A 19,309-nucleotide genomic window follows, 5' to 3' on the forward strand; every position below is an offset into this window, starting at 1 on the left:
AGCCACCAACATGCAGACAGTGGAACAACTTCTTTGCAAAATGTTATGGGGTCAATTGCAGTCGATCGGATTTTTCACAGAGACATACGCTGTGACTGATCTCGAATGGAAATCGCGGCTGCATGGTTTCTATGGCAGATGGTTTGAAGAAACCATCCGAGTCCTCGTGCGCCATAACTATCTGAAGCAAGAGGGAGACAAGTATTGGGTAATCAACTCAACCCGATTGGATATTGCCGCCCTCTGGAAGGAATGGGACGAGCAAAAAGTAACGTGGCTCCAAGACAGCAACATGAAAGCAATGGTGGCCTTATTAGATGCAACACTGAAAGCCTTGCCGGAGATTCTCTCCGGCAAGGTTTCTGCCACCGATATCATGTTCCCCAACTCATCCATGGAACTGGTAGAAGGCGTCTACAAACACAACAAAATCTCAGATTACTTCAATGAAGTCCTTGCCGATACGCTCGTCGCTTACCTGCAAGAGCGCCTCAAGCAAGACCCGTCCACCAAGCTTCGCATCATCGAGATCGGCGCAGGAACCGGTGGAACCAGTGCCATGGTTTTCAAAAAGCTCAAGCCCTACCAGCAGCATATTCAAGAATACTGCTACACCGACCTTTCCCGTGCCTTTTTGATGCATGCCGAACGGTCATATGGTCCTGAGAATCCGTATCTGACCTACCACATCTGCAATGTCGAACAGCCGATTGCGGGTCAAGGCATCGATGCAGGCGGATACGACGTCGCCATCGCGACCAATGTCCTCCACGCCACCAAAAATATCCGCGTCACCCTGCGCAACACCAAAGCCGTCCTGAAAAAGCACGGCTTAATTCTATTAAATGAGATCAGCAGCTATAACCTGTTCTCCCACCTGACGTTTGGTCTGTTGGAGGGCTGGTGGCTGTATGAAGACCCTGAGCTGCGTATCCCCGGCTGTCCCGGACTCTACCCAGAGGCATGGGAAAAGGTGCTGGAGGGAGAGGGCTTCCGCTATGTCACCTTCATGGCGGAGCAATCGCATGACCTCGGTCAGCAGATTATCGTGGCGGAGAGCGACGGGGTCGTACGGCAAAAGCAACAGACAATCTCAAGCGTGACAACGGGAACATCAACTACGGCAACCTCCACGGCATCTACACCGACGACAGCAACACCAGCGAGCCGTCAGTTCGTAACGGACCAAGCCTTCTCGGCAACTCCGCCTGTCGCTGCCGCACAACCAAGAACAGCAACGATCACCGACCAAGTCCTTTTTGATCAAACCTTACAGTACGTAAAAGCAACTCTAGCTGAAGCCATCAAGCTTCCCCCAGAACGTATCCAACTGGACACCACCTTCGAGAAATACGGCATCGACTCGATCCTGCAAGTCAATTTTATCCGCGAGCTGGAAGCAGTCACCGGAACCCTGCCGAAAACAATTCTCTTCGAACACAGCAACACCCAAGAGCTAATCGATTATCTGGTGAAAAATCATGCAGATCAACTACGGAAGTGGATTAGCGGAGGAGAGACGGAATCAGCTGGAGAGTCAGCTCAGGAGCAGGCAGCTGTACATAATCCGACTATCATGGCACCAACAGTACCAAGCACCACACCAAGCACTGCACCAAGCACCACACCAAGCACTGCACCAAGCACCACACCAAACGCCGTACCAACAGCTGTCCGCCGTACCGCATCGATATCCGATGAAGCTCTTTTTGAACAGACTATGCAATTCGTAAGAGCAACCTTGGCTGAAGCGATCAAGCTGTCTGCGGACAAAATCAACGTCGATACCACCTTTGAGAAATACGGCATCGATTCGATCCTGCAGGTCAATTTTATCCGCGAGCTGGAAACGATCACGGGTGCGTTGCCAAAAACAATTCTGTTCGAACACACCAATACGCAGGAACTGGTCGACTACCTTGTGAAAAACCACTCGGACAAGCTACGGGCTACTTTTGCTGTTGAAGAGACAGTAGAGGTTCCGATCCAAGCTGCTCCGGTAACGATCGAAACCGGGATGAAGCCTGCTGCAGCTGAATATGTACCTGATGTTCCAGTGCCGGTATTCACCGCTAATACAGGTCGTTTTATCACAGCGCATAACGCGCAGGAGACTGTACGCCATCAACCACAGCCAGAAATGATCCGTAATCATCCCGAGCCGCAGGTTGTCCGTCCTGCTCAGGAGACTGTTACAGCCTCGACTGTTCAGCAGGCACCACCATCCCAACCCGACACCTCAGAAGATATCGCCATCATCGGGATCAGTGGCCGCTACCCATCCTCCAAGAATCTCGAAGAACTCTGGGCTAATCTCCAAACCGCCCAAAACTGCATCACCGAAGCCCCAGCATCCCGCTGGCGTAACTCGCTCATCAGCCTCTTGTCCAAATCACCACGCCCGATGACCAAGAAATACTACGGTGGGTTCTTGGATCAGACCGACCGCTTTGACTACCAGCTGTTCGGCGTTCATCAGCAGCAGGTGATGGAGATGACACCAGAGCTTCGGCTGTTCCTGGAGACGGTATGGGCAACCTTTGAGAGCGCAGGTTATACCAAGCAGGGGATCAATGAGCTGCAAGACCGCAACCAAAAAGGGGTCGGGGTCTTCGTCGCCAACATGTACAACCAGTATTTTTGGAGTATCCCTTCATTAGAACAAGCGGTGCTCAGCTCCAACGGCACCGACTGGCATATCGCCAACCGCGTCTCCCACTTTTTCAACCTCACCGGGCCAAGCCTTGCGATCAACACCGCTTGCTCTGGCTCCCTGCATGCGATTCACCTCGCCTGCGAAAGTCTCAAACAGAAAAGCTGCTCCATGGCCATCGCCGGGGGAATCAATCTGACGCTGGATGTCTCCAAATATGAACTGCTGGATCGCGCCCATTTCCTCGGAAGCGGTCAAGAGAGCAAAAGCTTCGGCGCAGGTGACGGCCTGATCCCAGGGGAAGGCGTGGGCGCTGTCCTGTTAAAACCACTGTCAAAAGCGATTGAAGATCAGGATCATATTTATGCTGTGATTAAAAGCAGTTTGATCAACCACAGCGGGGGCAGACAGATGTATACCGCTCCCGATCCGAAGCAACAGACCCAACTGATCGTAAACGCGCTCAAGGATTCCGGCATCGACCCGACCACGATCGGTTACGTGGAGTCGGCCGCCAATGGCTCTGAACTGGGAGACTCGATTGAAGTCATCGCTCTGAACAAAGCATTCAGTACCTTTACCGATAAAAAGCAATTCTGTGCACTTGGTTCCGTCAAATCGAATCTGGGTCATCTTGAAGCCGCGTCTGGCATCTCGCAGCTGAGCAAAGTGATTTTACAGATGCAGCACGCAACACTGGTGCCGACCATCAATGCCGAGCCGATGAATCCGAATATCAAGCTGGAGAAGACCGCGTTTTATCTCCAGCAAGAGGCCAAGCCGTGGAATCCGATCCAAGACCCGCTGACCGGCAAAAACCTGCCGCGCAGAAGCATGATCAATTCCTTTGGAGCGGGTGGGGCATATGCCAACCTGATTATCGAGGAATATGTGGGGGATCAAGCATCAGCGGGGATTACTGACACAGACATACGTTTCCCGCAAGATCAACTCTTCGTTTTCTCAGCTCAAACCGAATCGAGCCTGTACAACTATCTGGAGAACATGCAGGCATTCCTGCAGAAAAACTCCTCTCTTAGCCCTGCTGCTGTTGCGCTCTCCCTGGCGAGGATTAACCACGGTCTGGAAAAGCGGGTGGCGATTGTGGCATCCACGGTTGATGAACTGATCGAAAAACTGAATACCTTCCTGAAAATACAAAGAAGTTCAGCAGATTTGAACATCTATGCTTCTGTTGATCTCGCATCCGATGCTGATTATGCCGATGCATCCACCATCCAACAACTGATGGGGCAAAAAGCACTCAACCAACTGGCACGACTCTGGGCATCAGGTGCAACGGTTGATTTCAGACCGCTGTATCAGGATCGGAAGACATCGTGGGTTGCTCTGCCGACCTATGCGTTTGACCACCAAGTTGCGTTTCGTTTTGATTACAGCGGCTTCGGATTGGATGACAGGCCAGGTGAGTACATAGGGCAAAATAACCAGCACCAGAGCCGCCCGAATCATCAACATGACCAACACGACATCACCGACGCATTCCACATGACCCCAGAGGTTTTTACCTATGACGAACCATATGTAAAAGCCCACCAAATGAACGGTCAGCAGGTACTCGTCGGAGCCACCTATGCAAGCTTGGCGGCCAAAGCCTTTTTCAACCTGTTCCCAGAAGAACAAAGCGTTCAGATCCGCAAACTCAACTATGTCAGACCAATAGAGATCCCGGCGAACCAACAGGTTGAGATCTCAGTAGAGCCGATCCAGCGGGGGGCCGCCATTGACTTCCAAATTCTCTATCGCTTCACACCTTCTCAGGCATGGAATCTTACCGCAACAGGCCAACTGAAGAAGACTTCTATTGAAAGCATTGAAAACGTGGCAAGCCAAAAAACAGACGTAGAGCGCATAAAACAGTCCCTTGCCCAATTCCACGACTTGGATCGGATTTACCAACGCGGTGCAGGTCTCGTCGAGTGGGGGGACGTATTCAAGACCATCACCCAGCTCTATCTCGGACCGGATCGGGTACTCGCCAAAATCGACCTGGATTCCAACCCGCAAGCAGAGACGCGCAACTACGAGCTGAACCCGCTGATTACCAACAGTGCGTACTTAGCGGTGCTTTACCTAATCGAGCAGCAGAACATCGAGGGTGCCTACCTACCGTTCGGCATCAATGACATCCAGTTCAAACAGGGCCACCATCTCCAATCCTGCTGGCTGGATATCAAGCTGGTGAAAAATTCGGGCGAGCTGCTGATCTTCGATGTAGAGGTGATCAATGAGGAGTCAGAGGCGGTCATCCGCTTTACAGGCTATTCACTCAAACGAAATCATTTCACCGGGGCAGTACCGCCACAGTCGGCAAGTCAGATGTCCCAGCCGATCCAGCCGATCCAGCCAATCTCAACCCCGGCTGTTCCGGCTTTTTCAGAGATCGCCGCCACTACCGAGGATCTTCTCGGCAAAATCCAGAAGTACTTGGTCGGTAAGTTCCGCAAGATCGCGGCACATACAGCGAAAGTGACGAATCTGGAAGTCAGTGTGATGGACTTAGGAATTGACTCCGCCCAATTAGTGGCTCTGACCATGGAGATCGAAGCAGAGGCTCAGATCGAGTTGAACCCGACTCTGTTCTTTGAATATCCGAATATCAAAGAGTTGGCTGGATTCTTCTTCGAGGAGCATAAGAGCGAGTTTGCCCAACTGCTCGTGAATCCAGCGGCAGGACATGCTGAGCAAGTGATGCCAGCCAATGTGGTTGACCAGCCTGGTGAAAGCAATTCCACCTCAATCCATGTCGCATCTGCAACCATGCCACAACCACCACAACACGACGGGATCGCCATCATCGGTATCTCAGGACAATTCCCACAAGCCAATGATCCGGCTGAATTCTGGCAGAACCTGATTACCGGCAAAAACTGCATCACCGAAATCCCGGCAGAACGCTGGAATTGGCGCGATTACTGCGGAGATACCGCACAAGCTGCCAATCCTGCCAGCATCCAATGGGGCGGCTTCATCGACGGCGTAGGCGAATTCGACCCACTCTTCTTCGGCATTTCACCGAGAGAAGCATCGCTCATGGACCCACAGCAATACCTGTTGCTGACCCACACCTGGAAAGCGATGGAGGATGCCGGGATCACCGGACAATCCCTGTCGCACAGCCCGACTGGCGTATTCGTCGCCGCAGGGAACAGCGAGGTGGAGACAGCCATCCCGTCCCTGATTCCGAACCGCATCTCGTATGCCCTAGACCTACGCGGGCCAAGTGAATATTGCGAAGCCGCCTGCACCTCCACCTTCGTCGCCCTGCATCGTGCCATCCAATCGATCCGCAACGGTGAATGCGAGCAAGCGATCGTAGGCGCGGTGAATCTGCTCCTCTCACCAAAAGGCTTCGTCGGATTCGACTCCTTGGGTTATCTGAGCGCAGAAGGGCAGGCCAAATCATTCCAAGCCGATGCCGCTGGTTTTGTCAGAAGCGAAGGGGTAGGCGTCGTCATCATCAAGCCATTGCAAAAAGCCATCGAAGCAGGCGACCAGATCTACGCGGTGATCAAAGGCACAGGCGTCTCCCACGGCGGCAAAGGGCTGTCCCTGACCGCCCCGAATCCGACCGGTATGAAAGAAGCCATGCTCAAAGCCTACCAAGCCGCGAATATCAACCCAAAAACCGTCGCCTACATCGAAGCACACGGCATCGCTTCCCCGATGGCGGACGCCCTGGAGATCGAAGCGCTCAAATCGGGATACCAACAGCTTGCCAAGATGCACCCTGAGAATCTCCCAGAAGCAACCCCATGCTATATCCGTACCGTCAAACCAACCATCGGGCATGGTGAACTGGCCTCTGGCATGGCCGCTTTATTCAAGGTCATCCTCGCCATGAAGCACAAGCAGATTCCGGGCATACCCGGCTTTACCACCCCTAACGAACAGGTTTCCCTAAAAGGTAGCCCATTCCAGCTATCCGCAGAGAACCACGAATGGAAGGCACTGCGAGATGATTCCGGCAACAGCATCCCACGCCGAGCAAGCATCAACAGCTACGGATTCGGTGGAGTGAATGCCCATGTGGTGCTGGAGGAGTATGTTGCACCACAAGGACAAGCCACAATAGCTGACCCAGCCTATTCTCCACAAATCGTGCTCCTCTCCGCGAAGAACCAAGCCAGACTCGAAGCAGCAGCCGGACAAATGCTCGCATATGCCAAGCAACAACCGACACTCTCCCTGCCGAATCTGGCCTACACGCTCCAAGTCGGACGCGAAGCGATGGATTTCCGACTGGCGCTGGTCGCAGGCAATCGGGAAGAACTGATCGAAGGCTTGGAAGACTACCTGCACGCGGCCCAAGAAGGCAGAGAGCCGCAGACCGCACTCCCGATATTTACCGGCAATATGGAAGAAAGCGACGCGGGGATCAGAACCTTGCTGGAAGGCAAGCTCGGGGAGGTAGTGGTACAGACCCTCGTAGCGGAGAATGACCTTGAGAAGCTTGCTTTCTATTGGACAAAAGGCGGTGCGATCCCGTGGAAGGCCCTCCGTGCCGGGAAAGACTTACACCGTATCTCATTGCCGACCTATCCATTTGAAAAGAGAACGTGCTGGAGTGGCTTCCCAGCTACACGACCGTCTGCGGTGAAGACTTCAGCCGACCAGCAGCGCTCACTTGCCGAGATCGCCGTTTCCACTGAGCATGCACCTGCCCATCAGGAAGCACACATCGCACATGAATCCAAGCTTTCTCAAAAGGCACAGACCACCCACGCTGACCGCATTCTCAGCATCCTATCGAATCTTTTGGGCATGACACCGTGGGAAATCAATCCGATGAAACCACTTCAGCATTACGGATTCGATTCGATCCTGTTCATGCAATTGGTTCAACAGCTGCAAGCGCATATTGACCCGGCGGTTAACCCGGCAAGCCTGCAGGCATGCGCCACCTTGCAGGATATTGTCAATCTGTTAGCGCAATCAACCGAGACTCAGTCGGTACATTCGAAAGACACCGCCTCAGACATCATTACCGACAGCCGTACCCCATATCCCGAACTGATCCGACTCAATGGAAGCACCCAAGGAAGGCCGGTATTCTGGTTCCACGGAGGATTGGGCGGAGTAGAGAACTACCAATGGCTTGCCGTCAACAGCCAGCGTCCTTTCTACGCCATCCAAGCACGGGGCTATATGACCGACCGTGCCCCATTGAAGGGAATCAACGAAATGGCGGCTTACTATATCGAGATCATCGAATCCGTACAGCCTGAGGGACCATATGATCTGGGCGGTTTTTCACTAGGCGGCATGCTGGCGTATGAAGTGACACGCCAATTGCAAGAAAAGGGACAAACCGTACAGACCATGGTCATGCTGGACTCGCTGGACCATACCAAGTTCCAAGAAAAACCACCGACGCTCAAGACCTCCATGCTGCAGACCATCAACACGATGCTGGCATCCATCACGCAAGACCCGTCGCAATTAGCCCAGACGCTCATCAGCCGCGACGAAGTCGATCTGCTTGCAGAGGATGAGGCGTTCCTGCAACAGCTGATGACCCTCGCCAAAGCAAGAGGCTTGACCAAGACCGAAACCCAAATCCGCGCCCAACTCCAGCAACAGGTCAAGATTCAGCAGGCCTATGAGCTTCAGGATTACACGATCGCACCACTTCTGGATCCGCAAGCCGTACACTGCTACTATTTCCGCAACAAAAGCGGACTGTTCCTCGGCAGTCTGGAGCCGTACTTCACGCTCTCCGATGAGGAGGTTTCTCTGGATCACACCACCTACTGGGAAGAGTGGGCCCGACAGCTCCCTTCATTCCACCGGATGGATGTGAACTCATCCAGTCATATGACGATGCTGTCCGAGCCTGAATCTGCCGCAGCCATCACAGAGTTTTGCGAAAAGCTGTACTCCCAGCGTGGAATCACAGCCACCTTCCTCAAATCCTTCAAGAAAAAACACAGTGAAGAGCCAAAAGTGAAGATGTAGTCTCAACCATCAACAAAAACCCAGTCTCAGCGGATAACTGCTGAGACTGGGTTTTTTTATGCATATCGTTAGCCACTCCACGAAATGATTTCTGCCAGACAAACTGGTTCTTTTCAAGACCTTACTCTAGTAGACGACCTGGCTCAGCTCGATAACCCTGCTGAGTTGGACAAGCCACAAGAGAAGATGATACCATCTAAGTAATTTTTCCACCTGATCAAGCAACATATTGCCGAATCGCCAATAGATTGGGGTGCAGCATGAAACCATTTACCGAAAGAGCCGTCGAGATTATCAAAAACATACCAGCAGGTCAAGTGATGACATACGGTCAAATCGCAGCCTTAGCCGGAAGTCCCCGTGCCGCACGACAGGTCGTCCGAATCCTGCACGCGATGAGCAAGAAGCATCGGCTGCCATGGCATCGGGTGATCAATTCCCAAGGGATGGTCAGCATCAAGGACGAGGAGTCGCATTTCCTGCAAGTCATGTACTTAAGGGATGAAGGAGTAGAGGTGGATGACCAAGGGCGGATTGATCTGGAGCGTTTTCAATCCCGCTCAACAGATCATCCGGAAAAAAATATATAGAAGAAATAAACCACACAGCAACCCTATCCCCCAAAAATGAATCCCCACATCGACACACAAAAAACGCGACCCTCTTCCGCAAAGAAGATGGCCGCATCTATGATCATTCTTGATGTTTTTCCTAGGTTTTGGACAGCACTTCAATCCCGACATCAATCGTTTTTTCAGTACCCATAAAATTAAGCAAAATCTTTGCCCGGTTTTTATGGGGATCCACCCGCTTGATGATTCCTTCCATACCCTGCAGAGGACCTGATTTGACGAATACTTTGGAGTTTCTTATGTAGATCCCGGAGTAATCGACGGTGTCACCTTCACCGATCAACTGAAGGATCGGGGTCATTTCCTCGTCTCGGATAATCGAATAGTGGACGCCTTCTTCCTTCGAGTAATAGGTTCCGTTGTTCACTAATTGGAAGCATACGGGTATGCTGTTCATCTTATGAAAGGTCTCAGAGTTCATGTTGGTTCGAATCAGTACATAGCCAGGGAAGATATTTCGGAGGACATGATGTACGACGCCTGCCCGTTTTTCAGGGACCCGTCGCTTAGGCACCAGAGAGTAGAGGGAATGTTCGTCAAAATGGAGCCGAAGGAATTTTTGAACGGTCTCTTCTTTGCCAGTCGGTACGAAAAGGGCATACCAATTCATGTGAACGATCCTTTCCTAATTGAGAGTAGTCTAGGCTGATTTTTAATAGTATGGAAAATAGATACAGTTTCATTATTATTATAAGCTATATTCCTAATAGTGGCAATTTGTACATTTTGGTGAAATCGTTTACAAAGATATTTTTGTGGATTATCACAGTTGAACCAATCCTACAGTCTGGTGAAAAAAGTGCCTGAGAAGATGAAGCAACACGTCTTTTCAGGCACTTTTTTTGGTTTCCGAAGGTTATTGCGAACTGGACAGGATTATACTAAAACAGCAAGGAGGGAGGAGCGGCTTGTTTATTTTTTTACTAATAGTATTTATAGGGGTTGCTCTTAGTTGGTACTACATCCGATCTGATTATTTTCAACCGGTGGAAAAGCTGGCGGTATGGATGTTTTCGCTAAGTTGGTTGAAGCTTACTTTTACGATTATCGAATTGAACCTGCAATGGCTTCAGATGTCGAGGAATGTGTTTCACATTCTTACGGTTTACTTGACCGGGTGGATTGTCTATGCTGTCTTGCAATCTCTGACCGTAGGAATTTTGGTATCTGGAAAGTTCAAGATAGGGACAAAGGTTGTCATGTTCGTCGTGTGCGGCATTGTCTTGGCGATGGGCGAGGAGCTTTTTCGGGTGGCTGGATTTCTTGCTTTCATCAAATGGAACCTGTGGTATGCACTGATCCGGCAATGGATTTTGGTCGGGACCGTTTATGGATTTGCCCTAGTTTTCCGCAAGCTGATTCAGAGGGAGAGGGTTCACGCATGATCCTGTATCCACCTCTTGTTTTTGATGCGAACGAGTGGTTTATCCTGATTGCAGGCAGCCTTGTTATGCTGTTGACTCTGAAGCTCCCAAAGAGATTGTCCCGCGTAGAGTTTTGGATCATCTGGCTGATGAATTATCTGCTTGCGGAGATCGCCGACTTCACGATTGGATTTCCTGGTATCGACCTCTATGACTTTAATGACTGGCCGCAATATGAGTATTTTGATTGGATCTTGTATGTATTTTTGTATCCACCAGCTGCATATGTGTATCTTTATCTGTATGACAGATGGAAGCCAGCCGGATGGAAGCTTGCTGGATACATCGTGGGATGGGCTCTGTTTACCACTGGATTAGAATGGCTGGCCACTCAGTTTCACGTCTTCACCTATAAAGGGTGGAAGCTGGTTTATTCCGTTCCCACGTATATCTTTATTTACTGGATCAATCTGTGCATATTTCGTTTCGTGCGTACGTACCAACATGTGCCGATACCAGAAGAAAAAGATCGGTGAGCAAGCTGTGAAACCTGTTGCCCCCGACACACGTATAAAGCAAAATGATCTCTAATGAAACAAAAGGATCATTTTGCTTTTTTTATTCCGATTTCTTCCTTACTATATGATCGATAATCTATTGAATTTCCGTCTATTATTCAAAAGGAGCGACTCTCCCATGCCCAGTGCCAAATCAGCTCTTCTCGTCGGAGCAAGCGGTCTGGTCGGCAGCGCACTCTTGCCGATCCTGCTGCAAAGCCCACAATACGCTCAAGTCACCATTTTCGTCCGCAAGCCGTTGCCGATCACGCATGAGAAGCTGCGGCAAGTGACCGTCGATTTCGACAATCTCGCTGCCTATGCAGAATACTTCGAGGTCCAAGACATATTCTGCACGCTTGGCACGACGATCAAGAAGGCCGGATCACAAGCTGCTTTCAAAAAAGTAGATTACGAATACCCGCTCGAGCTGGCCCGCCTCGCCCACCGGCACCACGCCGAAAAATTCCTGATCATCACCGCACTTGGCTCTGACGCTGCCTCCAACATCTTTTACAATCAAGTAAAAGGCCAAGTGGAGCAGGCGATTCAAGCGAGCGGATTATCGTCGATCCATATTTTTCGGCCGTCATTGCTGCTTGGTGACCGTCAAGAATTCCGCTTCGGAGAACGGATGGGAGCCGCTGTCGCCAGACTGCTGCCGATGGTCTTCATCGGCTCATGGCGCAAATACAAGCCGATTCAAGCGAGAACCGTAGCCCGTGCGATGTATGTGGCAGCCAATCCAATCCAGAACACTCAGGCACATACCACCATCTATGAATCAGATCAAATCATGGAGATGGGGCAGTAACCGTATCGAGTTTTAGCCAAGGCATCCGCTCAGCTTTGAACGGATGCCTTTTATTGATCAATGAACTCGGTCAACTGGTAGTGTGTACCTATTGGCGGGCTTCGCCGGGTAGGCTACGATAATGAAAGAGCGAGTATAGGGATAGCATACTTTTTTACAATTTAGGTTTTGGGTCTTCATAATTTCTTCTTAATTTCTTGTTACATTTGTTTCTGAATGAAGGAAAATTTTGTCGCAAAAACCTGTTGGATTTTGTAAAAAATATTCCATTTAATTGAATGTTGATGTTAAAATTATAGTTGAATTAAATAATGTTTGAATACTCGCTACTAACAACGATGGATAGGTGACACGCTTTGTCTTTTAATATCTTACTTGTTGATGATGAACCGCAAATACTGGATATCTTGTCCTCTTATCTGAAAAATGAGGGTTTCCATGTCCTCACGACTGATAATGGGAGAGAGGCGATATCGCTGGCATTGTCCTATCCGGTCGGGCTGGTTGTGCTGGATCTGATGCTGCCTGATCTGTCTGGTGAAGAAGTCTGCAAAGAGATTCGAAAAGAGTCGCGTGTGCCCATTCTAATGCTGACCGCCAAGAGTCGGGAATCTGACCGGATTCATGGGCTGGCGATCGGAGCCGATGATTACATCGTCAAGCCGTTCAGTCCGCGCGAGCTGGTGGCCCGCGTCCGTGCCATCATGCGGCGTACCGGTGATTATGAGAACCTGAGCGACTATATCGGCATCGGTGATTTGACGATCTGGCTGGAGTCCAAAAGCGTCAAAAAACGCGGCGAGCCGATTGAACTGACTCCCAACGAATATCGCCTGCTTGTCACGATGGCCCGTTACCCAGGGCGGATCTGGAGCAGGGAGGATTTGATCACCGAGGTGCTCGGGATCGAGTTTAAGGGAACAGACCGCACTATCGATACGCATATCAAAAATTTACGGCAAAAAATTGAGGATGATACCAGACAGCCTGTCTATGTAAAAACGGTTTACGGATTGGGGTATCGGTTTGACGACCCGGCAAAACAACGAGGATGACATCATGAATAAAATATGGGTACGGCTCACTTACTGTATTATGGGTGTTACGGTTGCCATTATTTTATTGGCCACCAGCTTTTCAATCCGCGAGATGCAGCACTATTTTTCTCTGTATATTGACGATTTAGAGGATACGCATCAGAAAAAAATCATCCATCGATTAATTGAGAACTATGAAAAAGAGAACGGATGGGGCCCAAAATCTTTTAGCATGTTGGAAGATGTGGCCTCCGTCTTGCATCTTCATATTGAGCTGTTCGACACCGATTTGAAACAAATCCGTCATGTCCACGGCGAGACCAACAGCGCAGATCCATCGGCTGCCCGGGAATTGATTCCACTACGTCACCAAAAGGAGATCGTGGGTTACATCTACATGTATCACGATAATTTTGACCAGACCAGACAGATGGAACAACATTTTCGGGAGGCGCATACCCATACGATGATCATCTCCATGTCCTTGTTGATTGTCTTAGCGGGGGTGATCAGCATCTGGATGGCCCGGCGGATTGTGAAGCCGGTCGAAGCCTTGCGTAAGGCGGCCAACACCGCTGCATTGGGGAATTTGGATGTACGGGTGAACCCGCCGAGGAGCCAAGATGAATTGACCGAGCTCGTCCATTCGTTTAACCAGCTGGTTGCCACGCTTAATGAGCAGAAGGAGCTTCGTGACCGCCTGACCACTGATATCGCTCATGAGCTGCGAACTCCGCTCAACACCCTGCTCAATCAGGTAGAGGGGATGCTCGACGGGGTATGGGAGCCGAATGCAGAGCACTTGGAGTCTACGCGCCTGGAGATTATCCGGCTGACGCGGATGGTCAACGATCTGGATCTGGTGGTGCAGACCGAAGCAGGCATGCTTCAGATGAATTTATGTACGATTAATTTGAGTGAAGTGACACAGGAAGTCGTAGAATCGATGAAAGCGTCGTATCAGAAAAAGAATGTCACCTTGGAGTGCCAAGCCGATCTGATGACTTGGGTACGTGGTGATCATCAACGTATTTCCCAGATTGTGACGAATCTGTTGATGAATTCCTTGAAGCATACATCAGCTGGTGGGATCGTCCGTGTCACCGTCAAAAAAGAAAACGAGGACGTCATCCTGCGGGTGGAGGACAACGGTCAGGGAATTCCCGCCCATGACCTGCCTTTTGTATTCGAGAGGTTCTATCGTGGGGACCGTTCCAGACAACGAGTCACAGGGGGCTCTGGACTGGGTCTGACGATTGTGAAGGGAATTGTGGAAGCGCATCATGGTCAGATCTACATAGACAGTGAATATGGTGCAGGCACTGTTGTTACCGTACGTTTAGCATCTGCCGAGAGAATGGGGGGATAGCATGGAAATTGGAGAACGTATCAGACAGTTACGCATTCATAAAAAAATGAAACAAATCGAACTGGTAGATGGAATATCATCTATCACCTATCTGAGCCGAATCGAGAACAATCAGATTAAACCATCGATGAAATTCTTACAGCAGATTGCTGAGCGGCTCGGGGTGGAGATTGATTACCTGCTTAATATGGAGAGCTCCGACTACCGGGATAAGATTAAGGATATCGTGACGGAGTATCGAATTACCCAGACGATCAACGATGAGGATCTGATGTTTCTCAAGCTTCACTCACTGGAAATGCATACGACAGAGGTCTATCTCAAAATCTATGCCACCCTCATCCGCTATTTTGTGGACAGAAGCGACTTGAAAGAAGCCAGGGAAATGTATGACCTGTCGAATCGATTCGTCCCCGAAATCCGGGAAAAAGATTTGCATGAGGACTTTTTCTTCTATTATATGTCCTGTGGTCATCTGTTTTATCACGCACAAGACTATATCCATGCCAATAAGTATTTTACCTGGGCGGAATCTGTCTCCGATGTTGCCAGTGAGTTAGAGCTGGGCAAGATGTTCTATAACATCAGTATCACCAAACAGAAGATCGCCGAGGATAAGACGATCTGCCTTTATTACTCGCAAAAAGCCTACGAGATTTTTAAGGCACGCAACGACCGTAACCGTCTGATACAGGTGTTGATCACCAGAGGGATCCAATACCATGTCGTCAACAAATTCGAGCAGTCACTGGAATCTCTGCGCAGCGCTCTGGAGATGGTAGAGTCGGAGCCGCAGAAATACGCACGGCAGATCATGTATATCGAATATAATTTTGGCCGTGTCTATCAGTGTATGTCCGATTATCCTACTGCCATCGAGCATTTGAAAAAAGCGATCAGCCTCAACGAAGAGCACGGTCATGCCGAAACGGAAAACTTCCACAGCTACAAGCGATTAATGGAAATCTATATTGAGCTCAAAGACTGGATCAATGTAGACAACTATCTAGATAAGGCGACAGGTGTAGCACAGGAATACGAGCTGACTTTCGACTATATCGAGCTGTATGCGCTCAAGGCGACCATCTATAAACTGCGTTTTGATGAGGTCAAATACGAAAAAGAGATGCAAAAGGTGATCGATTACTGTGTCCAGAACAATCAGCTGAGCCAGATCAAGAAGCTGGCCAATGATCTGGGACTGCATTATTACGAAAAACGGGCATATAAAAAAGCGGCCGATTATTTTGCCATGGCGCTGTCGTATGAGCAGAAAATGACAGCGCTGACACAAGGATAAGCCGATATCATCAAAAACCTGACCACAGAGTAGATGGATTCGACTCTGCCTGTCAGGTTTTTTTCATTTGGCCCTATAACTTTTCATCACTCGGCGGCGTTATACAAGGGAAGGGAGGTGCGAGATGGAGCCCGGGCAGCTGCATCAACTGCTTCAAGAAAAGATCAAACAAATCAACCGATACCTGATCCGTCTGGGGGCCAACCCGAGTGACGCGGAGGATATCGTACAGGAGACGGTGTACAAAGGATTTCTCTATATCGATTCAATCGATCCTGACAAGTTCTCGGCCTGGCTGTTCAAGGTGGCGCTCAACCGCTACTATGACCTGTGCCGGAAGAAAAAGTGGATACAGGTTCCGATCGAATCGGTCGATGTCGAGGATATGGAGATGCCAGATGAGCTGTTGCTGCAAAAAGAGCAGCGGGAGGAGATCGAACAGATCTTGGACGAACTGAATCCCCTGCATAAACAGCTGATCATCATGAAATATGAGCTGGACTTGTCCTACCAGGAAATCTCTACTCTCACAGGAATCAAACCCGAATTAGTCAAAGCCTATCTGTTTCGCGCAAGAAAACAATTTCAAAAAAGATATAGAGGTGAATCGACATGAATCATCCATTCAGCGGACAAGACGACGGAGACTTCTCTGCTCTCATCAAGAAAGCCCGAAGAAAAACGATTTTGCGCAATGTCGCGATTTCCCTGGTGATTTCTGTGCTGGTCCTGTTTGTGGGAACCGTCGGGAATTCGCAGCTGCTCCAGCGAAGTGCGGATCATGCGTTGCGGGATATCGGGCTGTTCAAGCAGATCAGCGGCCCCAATCTGTATGAATCGGGATATGTGCAGCGGCATGGCTTCCTGAACGGAATGCTGGAATACCGCACCTATAAGATCGTCGAGGGGATTCCGGTGGTCTGGAGCACACAGACGGTAGAGTACAACGCATGGGGCAACTTTTCCCGAATTCCCGGCAACTACTCCCCGATCCAGATCCCTGACACGGAGCTGACCAAGCAGCATTTTGATTACTACCGTCCCTATAATCAGCAGAACGGGCAGAGAGAGATGATGTTCTACCTGCCGGGGGTCGATTACGGCGGCAAGTGGATCAATGATCTGCCGTCCGTAGATCAGATGGACGCGGCCAAACTGGTTGAGCTGGGCATCTCGCTCGATCAGAGCTACACGCTTGCGGAGGTGAAGGCGATGCTTCCGGCAGGGGTGCGTCCAGTCTGGTACTGGGTGGACACCTACAATGACCGGGCAGGATACGAGCCACAGACGATGGAGGGTGGGACCCACTATCCGATGCCGGAGCAGGCTTTCTCTGTCTACGGCTTTGGCATCGATCCAGAGCGGGAAAATGTGACCGAAGAAGATTTCCTCCAGATGATCGAGATCGGTCTTGGTGTCGGTGGGAAATATCACGGGGAATATCAGCGAATCTACGACTATCTGCGCCAAGAAAAAGACAAACCGTCCAGCAGTGACGTGAAGCTTCTGGGGGTTGTCGTGACAGGCACGGCGGAGAGCCTGAAGGCATTGAAGGGGAAGCCCTATGTAAAAGCAGCCGTACTTGGGGCGGTCATAAGTAAGTACTAGAGTGAACGAAGTATATGCACGCACCAACGAACAACAAACGGAAACATCCGAAGATATGAGATGGTCAAAGGGTCAGCCCGAGTATATGTGGCTGGCTCTTTTTTGTTAAATCGGCACCAAAAATCGACAGGTAATCTACCAAAAATTTAATCAATTTTTACTTCTTATTTTTGATAAATATATTCGATTATTCTTATCTTACAAGAACTGATCTTCTTGAAATAAAGGCTTAGGGGGGATTATCAGTGGTCACATTGGGGTTATCGATCAGTGTCCTGAATGACGGAAGCAACCTGTCATTAAGCCAGTTTGGGAACGAGATTTGTATTCTCAAGGATAACAGCTTGATCTGTGTCAACACGTGTGAGACTTCCAATCCATCGTTAACCTATACCCTCGGTTCGGTAGGGGTTAATCTTGAAGACGTGCACACCGTGTCTGTCACCCACAGCGGCCAGCCGTGGATGATCACGGACAAGCTGATCAAGAAAATCCGCAATCGACTCAACTTGAAGGAAGACCAAAACGTCGTGGTCGTTCCATCCAAGCAGATGTCGTATGCGTACACCTCTTATTTTACCAGTGGGGTGGAGACGTCCTTGCTGATTGTAGCCAACCAAGATGAGGCAGATGCCAGTCAGCCTGTCATCAGCTACTACATGGCAGACAAGGATCGGATCGAGCCAATCGATTACGATTTCGCACACCAGGACCCGTACTCATTCAGCCGCGTGTCCGACCTGCTGGTAGAATACTTGGCGCTGAATCCGGAAGAACCAGTGGAAGTGCAGAAGCTTGCTCTGTTTGGTAAGGAAAAGTACAAAGACCTGGGGGATATTTGGTCGCTGGATGCTGAGGGGCATCTGTACAGTACAATTCCAATGCCGGCAGATGGGGAAGTAAGCTTAGCAGGCATTTTCACTCATTTCGGTGTCAGCATTCCGGCTCCTCGTGATGCCAAGGAACCGCTCGATGAAGAGCATGCGGAGATTGCCCAATTTATCCAAGGTCAAATGGAAAAATGGTTCTCCCAAAAAGTGAATCAGCTGCTGGTGAAGCATCCGGTTAACAACGTATGCATCTCTGGTGACTTGTCTCAAAACCGTCTGCTGTTGGATCGGATGGCCTCGACGCTGCCGATCAGCAATGTCTATATTCCGCCGATGGATTATTGCCAAAACCTCAGCATCGGCAACACGATCTACTCTGTTGTCCATGCGAAGGATACTCCTGTTAACATCAACGAGCTGAAGCTGAAGTTTCATATGGAGAATATCTATCGAACTTATCTGTGCTGTTGTTAAGGAAGCGAACTTATGAATGAAAACGTCGTAGCACAAATCAAAACAATGATGGTAACACACAGCGACTTGAAAAAAACAGCGAGTCACTCGTTTGATCTGCGTCAAATACAAAGCTTCAAAGATGTCTGGTGCACGATCGAAAAACACACCGACAACCAAAAACGGCCCGTCGAGCGGTATCTGATACACAAGAACACGCTGGGGCAGATGCTGTACGAGGTGTTTACGGTCAATCATCAGGACTTCAAATCTTTTTTTCTGCCGATCATCATCCTGTTAGACCCTGTGACGGTAGGCGGAATCTGCATCCCAGGGTACTACTATTTCGATGATGAGCAAGAAAAGTTCCTCTACATCAGAGAAGTGGAGCCTGAAGTGATCGATCTCTTGAATGAGCTGAGAGGCAAGTATCAGATCAACTCCAACCTGTCTCTGGGGTACTTGTATAACCACACAACTCCGTCTGCTTCGGTGGACGTGGATGACCGGTTAAATAGGCTGATGAAAGGAACACAAGATTTCAGTGAGCTGTTAAGCATACATGGGGGCTTAAAGGATATCTGTGTGCTGGCGTCCCAAACGGAGGATATGATCCAGAATAGATTCTCAGATACCTTCCTGGCGCCGATTTTTCTGACACAGTGGATTGAAAAGGCATAGAGTTGGAAGCCCCATGCATGTTTCTATCATAT

The 19,309-nt window shown here is 49.8% G+C and carries 13 protein-coding genes; 12 read left to right on the top strand and 1 reads right to left on the bottom strand.

Annotated features, from left to right (window positions below):
* Positions 1-10 precede the first annotated feature (10 nt).
* Together FGI41_RS19890 and FGI41_RS19895 are read left to right on the top strand one after the other, a co-directional pair.
* Positions 11-8,632: a beta-ketoacyl synthase N-terminal-like domain-containing protein gene (locus FGI41_RS19890; RefSeq protein ID WP_255298549.1), complete on the top strand. Its 8,622-nt coding sequence runs from the start codon at positions 11-13 to the stop codon at positions 8,630-8,632.
* A 260-nt stretch (positions 8,633-8,892) separates the two neighbouring features.
* On the top strand, positions 8,893-9,222 hold the full coding sequence (locus FGI41_RS19895) for an MGMT family protein (protein ID WP_139492063.1): 330 nt from the start codon (positions 8,893-8,895) through the stop codon (positions 9,220-9,222).
* 121 nt (positions 9,223-9,343) lie between these two features.
* On the opposite strand, the gene loaP is transcribed toward FGI41_RS19895, so the two are convergent.
* Positions 9,344-9,874: an antiterminator LoaP gene (gene loaP / locus FGI41_RS19900; protein WP_139492064.1), complete on the bottom strand. Its 531-nt coding sequence runs from the start codon at positions 9,872-9,874 to the stop codon at positions 9,344-9,346.
* Between the two features lie 298 nt (positions 9,875-10,172).
* On the opposite strand from loaP, the gene FGI41_RS19905 reads away from it, so the two are divergent.
* The 10 genes from FGI41_RS19905 (at position 10,173) to FGI41_RS19950 (ending at position 19,277) form a co-directional block, all read left to right on the top strand.
* On the top strand, positions 10,173-10,649 hold the full coding sequence (locus FGI41_RS19905) for a hypothetical protein (RefSeq protein ID WP_139492065.1): 477 nt from the start codon (positions 10,173-10,175) through the stop codon (positions 10,647-10,649).
* Complete coding sequence (locus FGI41_RS19910; RefSeq protein WP_139492066.1) at positions 10,646-11,164, top strand: hypothetical protein; 519 nt, start codon at positions 10,646-10,648, stop codon at positions 11,162-11,164. Before FGI41_RS19905 ends, FGI41_RS19910 begins: the two co-directional genes overlap by 4 nt.
* A gap of 160 nt (positions 11,165-11,324) precedes the next feature.
* On the top strand, positions 11,325-11,999 hold the full coding sequence (locus tag FGI41_RS19915) for an oxidoreductase (RefSeq protein WP_139492067.1): 675 nt from the start codon (positions 11,325-11,327) through the stop codon (positions 11,997-11,999).
* Between the two features lie 356 nt (positions 12,000-12,355).
* The gene (locus tag FGI41_RS19920; RefSeq protein WP_139492068.1) at positions 12,356-13,054 is read left to right on the top strand and encodes a response regulator transcription factor; all 699 of its coding nucleotides are present in this window, start codon (positions 12,356-12,358) and stop codon (positions 13,052-13,054) included.
* A 4-nt stretch (positions 13,055-13,058) separates the two neighbouring features.
* Entirely contained in the window at positions 13,059-14,405 is a 1,347-nt protein-coding gene (locus FGI41_RS19925) for a sensor histidine kinase (RefSeq protein WP_139492069.1), read from the top strand.
* A 1-nt stretch (position 14,406) separates the two neighbouring features.
* The gene (locus FGI41_RS19930) at positions 14,407-15,705 is read left to right on the top strand and encodes a helix-turn-helix transcriptional regulator (RefSeq protein ID WP_139492070.1); all 1,299 of its coding nucleotides are present in this window, start codon (positions 14,407-14,409) and stop codon (positions 15,703-15,705) included.
* 124 nt (positions 15,706-15,829) lie between these two features.
* Positions 15,830-16,321 carry an RNA polymerase sigma factor gene (locus FGI41_RS19935; protein ID WP_139492071.1) on the top strand — a complete coding sequence of 164 codons (492 nt, stop codon included), beginning with the start codon at positions 15,830-15,832 and terminating at the stop codon, positions 16,319-16,321.
* A complete protein-coding gene (locus tag FGI41_RS19940; RefSeq protein ID WP_139492072.1) occupies positions 16,318-17,313 on the top strand; it encodes an anti sigma factor C-terminal domain-containing protein in 996 nt (331 codons plus the stop codon). Before FGI41_RS19935 ends, FGI41_RS19940 begins: the two co-directional genes overlap by 4 nt.
* Before the next feature lie 245 nt (positions 17,314-17,558).
* The gene (locus FGI41_RS19945; RefSeq protein WP_139492073.1) at positions 17,559-18,617 is read left to right on the top strand and encodes a hypothetical protein; all 1,059 of its coding nucleotides are present in this window, start codon (positions 17,559-17,561) and stop codon (positions 18,615-18,617) included.
* Positions 18,618-18,629: 12 nt separating this feature from the next.
* Positions 18,630-19,277 (top strand): hypothetical protein, encoded by a 648-nt coding sequence (locus FGI41_RS19950; RefSeq protein ID WP_139492074.1) that lies wholly within the window; start codon positions 18,630-18,632, stop codon positions 19,275-19,277.
* Positions 19,278-19,309 lie beyond the last annotated feature (32 nt).

This window comes from Brevibacillus dissolubilis, assembly GCF_006170445.1.
In the GTDB taxonomy this organism is placed as follows: Bacteria; Bacillota; Bacilli; order Brevibacillales; family Brevibacillaceae; genus Brevibacillus_B; species Brevibacillus_B dissolubilis.

What these genes read in the sequence shown, in the direction of transcription:
- FGI41_RS19895 (WP_139492063.1), top strand. Translation starts at nt 8,893, where the DNA reads ATGAAACCATTTACCGAAAGAGCCGTCGAGATTATCAAAAACATACCA.
- FGI41_RS19910 (WP_139492066.1), top strand. Translation starts at nt 10,646, where the DNA reads ATGATCCTGTATCCACCTCTTGTTTTTGATGCGAACGAGTGGTTTATC.
- FGI41_RS19950 (WP_139492074.1), top strand. Translation starts at nt 18,630, where the DNA reads ATGAATGAAAACGTCGTAGCACAAATCAAAACAATGATGGTAACACAC.
- FGI41_RS19890 (WP_255298549.1), top strand. Translation starts at nt 11, where the DNA reads ATGCAGACAGTGGAACAACTTCTTTGCAAAATGTTATGGGGTCAATTG.
- FGI41_RS19940 (WP_139492072.1), top strand. Translation starts at nt 16,318, where the DNA reads ATGAATCATCCATTCAGCGGACAAGACGACGGAGACTTCTCTGCTCTC.
- loaP (WP_139492064.1), bottom strand. Translation starts at nt 9,874, where the DNA reads ATGAATTGGTATGCCCTTTTCGTACCGACTGGCAAAGAAGAGACCGTT.
- FGI41_RS19935 (WP_139492071.1), top strand. Translation starts at nt 15,830, where the DNA reads ATGGAGCCCGGGCAGCTGCATCAACTGCTTCAAGAAAAGATCAAACAA.
- FGI41_RS19930 (WP_139492070.1), top strand. Translation starts at nt 14,407, where the DNA reads ATGGAAATTGGAGAACGTATCAGACAGTTACGCATTCATAAAAAAATG.
- FGI41_RS19925 (WP_139492069.1), top strand. Translation starts at nt 13,059, where the DNA reads ATGAATAAAATATGGGTACGGCTCACTTACTGTATTATGGGTGTTACG.
- FGI41_RS19915 (WP_139492067.1), top strand. Translation starts at nt 11,325, where the DNA reads ATGCCCAGTGCCAAATCAGCTCTTCTCGTCGGAGCAAGCGGTCTGGTC.